Annotated in this window: 2 protein-coding genes; both read left to right on the forward strand. The window is 44.6% G+C overall.

The window, feature by feature from the left end; genetic code table 11:
* Nucleotides 1-157 precede the first annotated feature (157 nt).
* Nucleotides 158-1,084, forward strand: a complete 927-nt coding sequence (locus HMPREF2609_RS11130; protein WP_246825588.1) for a hypothetical protein — start codon at nt 158-160, stop codon at nt 1,082-1,084.
* 696 nt (nt 1,085-1,780) lie between these two features.
* Nucleotides 1,781-2,497 (forward strand): ribonuclease domain-containing protein, encoded by a 717-nt coding sequence (locus tag HMPREF2609_RS11135; protein ID WP_246825589.1) that lies wholly within the window; start codon nt 1,781-1,783, stop codon nt 2,495-2,497.
* Nucleotides 2,498-2,573 lie beyond the last annotated feature (76 nt).

The following is a 2,573-nucleotide window of genomic DNA, read 5'->3' on the forward strand; positions in this document are numbered from 1 at the left end:
GTCCTATATACCTAGTCCTTTTGAGGATTTTGGAACTACCATAAGAAGTTGGCGCAGGGTAGTGGCATTACGTTTTATCTTTACCCTTGTGCCACAATTATCATGAACATAACCTATCAATAATCACCGAGAAAGATATATCAGGAGAGGCACTACCATGACAGATGTCGGCTATAGTTGGTTTATTGGAAAACTAACCGAAGATCCCCGCACGACCGAGACTATTACGATTACCTATCCTAACTATTTGCTGTTGTTGGCAGAAATGCGTGATGATATTGCATCTCTAGAAACTATTGCTACGGCTCTTGAAGCCATAAGCCGCATCACGGCGTCTATTCAGCATGGTCAGGAAATCACTCCGGATTACCGGGCAGACCTGCTTGGTTCTACGTGGGAATCAGACTTTATTCGTATTTTGACGCGATACAATAATTTTGCCCAGCTTTGGAATAGTCATAAGTTCGAGGTACCTGGCTATGTGCCTGTGCACGGTCTGGATCATGATGCGCAAGGTCCTGAGACGGATGTTCTGATGCAAAAGCTCAGTAAGTTGATTGCGTTTATTTTTGAGCTGACGCAAGGGTTGAAAGAACATGGATATCATCTTCCTGAGTTCCCAAACACTCAGGAGGCTTTAGCGGAGCAAGAGATCGTTGCAAGTTTGCCTGGCACTAAAGACCATACTGATGAGATTTCTGACGGTACCGAGCAGATCCAGCAACGGACAGAAGAAGCTCTTAAAAAGGTGCTTGATCTTGAGGCTCAAAATTCTTCAAAACCTAACCTGTACCCGCTCAATTCAACTGGTACTGGGTTTGAGAATCAGACTATAGATCAGGCGTGGATGCAGGCTCATGGGTCCGATATGGTCAAGGTCGTCAAAGATGCTTCTGACTGGTCGCTTGAGAATTTTATGCTGACCTTGATTGCGGGTAAAGAACCTAGCCTGCAGCAGTACCGGTTTAGTCCTTATGCTGAGTCACGGTTGTTATCAGCTGCGTTGTGTTCGGTCATGGATTCGGTGGATAAGGCTGGTATGACTGAGGTTGTGCGCTCGGGTATGACTCATATGGCTGAGTAGTATATCAGTCAAAGTAGTGAAACAGTGTTAGGTTCTTTTCTGGATTCTTTTGGATATAAAATGCTTGTATTAAATTTATAGCATATTCTGAAACAGGGATGCCTCCGGTCGTAGCTTATTCCTTGTGATCGATTAATATCTATAACTTGATGTAAAATTAAATTAAGGTAACTAAGGTGCTGTTTAGATTTATGTTTAGAAACTGTTTTCTACTAAATATTTAATTTAAATTTAAGTAAAATATCTGCAAAATAATAATTTATTAATATTTTTATCGCATTTATAATATGGAGTTTCAGTTCTTGTATCGCATTTTAATTTTCTAGACATTGTATTGGTTTAGTTTTTATTGTGTTGTTATTATGTATAAATTATCTTTGAAATTTATAGAGGTGTAGTAAGAGGGCAGGCACAATTGGGGCTTTTTTCTAGTAATCAGGGGTCTGTTTAGCGCTCTTATTGATCTGGTAACGCTTGGTGCTGGTAAGGGTCTTAAATTTGTTTTAAAGCCTTTGCTGAGTCGTTTTGGGATTCGGTGGGGTGCTCATGAGGTGCGTGTGCCTGGGGTATGTCGTCGTCGGAGCGTGCTCGTCCTGGGGTAGTGCCGTTGCGTCCGGTGGAGAGTCAAGGATCGAGAACCTGCCTCCGGCAAAGGGGGCTGGTGCCGCTGAGGGGCCGACGGTTTCGATGCGGGATGTGCAGACTCGTCTGGATGAGAGGTTGGAGGGGGTTCGTCGTAAAGAGTGGAGGGGGAAGGATAAGAAAGGACGCCCACGTACTGACTATTACGACTACAATGAATTTATAGCGAAGGAAAAACAATACAGGGATGCAAAATCTGTTTTAAAGGAATATGAGAACCGTAAAAAGCAGGCTGATCTTGAGGGCAGAGAATTTACCGAGGCACCTCCAAAAGATCTGGGTCCTCGTCCTCAGCATGCGTTGTGGAAAGACGCCGAGGAGCGATTTGCGCCGGATTTGCAGACTGCGATGCAGCTTGATGAGGAGGGTTTGAAGCACCACCGGGTGGTGAGGAGCGAGGACTATCAGGGTCAGATTCCTCAAGATACTGCTGAGCATCTCCAGCAGGCTACGCAGAAGATCATGAAGGATGGAGCTCCTCCGCATTATCCTGGAGCGAACGAAGCGAGGACTTTTGGAAATCATCCTGCAAAGGGTGAGGGTGTAGGTGATATTTTGCCCACTACTGATGTTGAGGGGAATCCTATTACGTATACGGAGATGGATTTTATGGCTCCTCAACCGAAGATTGGTGAAAACGGTAAAGTTGAGTTGAAGCCTAACGGGAAGCCTGAGACGACTCGTGGTGATGACCGGTTGGTAGTGGGGAGTAATGGCAGTATCTATTACAGCCCGGATCATTATCATACGTTTATCCTGATAGTAGAGTAAGGGAGAAAATAACCATGGTTTACAAGCAGGTACGGTCTGCTGAGGAATTCATTGCCCCTTTGTTTATCCGTGAGGG

Origin of the sequence: Rothia sp. HMSC058E10 (genome assembly GCF_001809415.1) — a bacterium.
GTDB classification, from domain to species: Bacteria; Actinomycetota; Actinomycetes; order Actinomycetales; family Micrococcaceae; genus Rothia; species Rothia dentocariosa.

Excerpts from the sequence above, each read along its gene's own strand:
- HMPREF2609_RS11130 (WP_246825588.1), top strand. The coding sequence starts at position 158 with ATGACAGATGTCGGCTATAGTTGGTTTATTGGAAAACTAACCGAAGAT.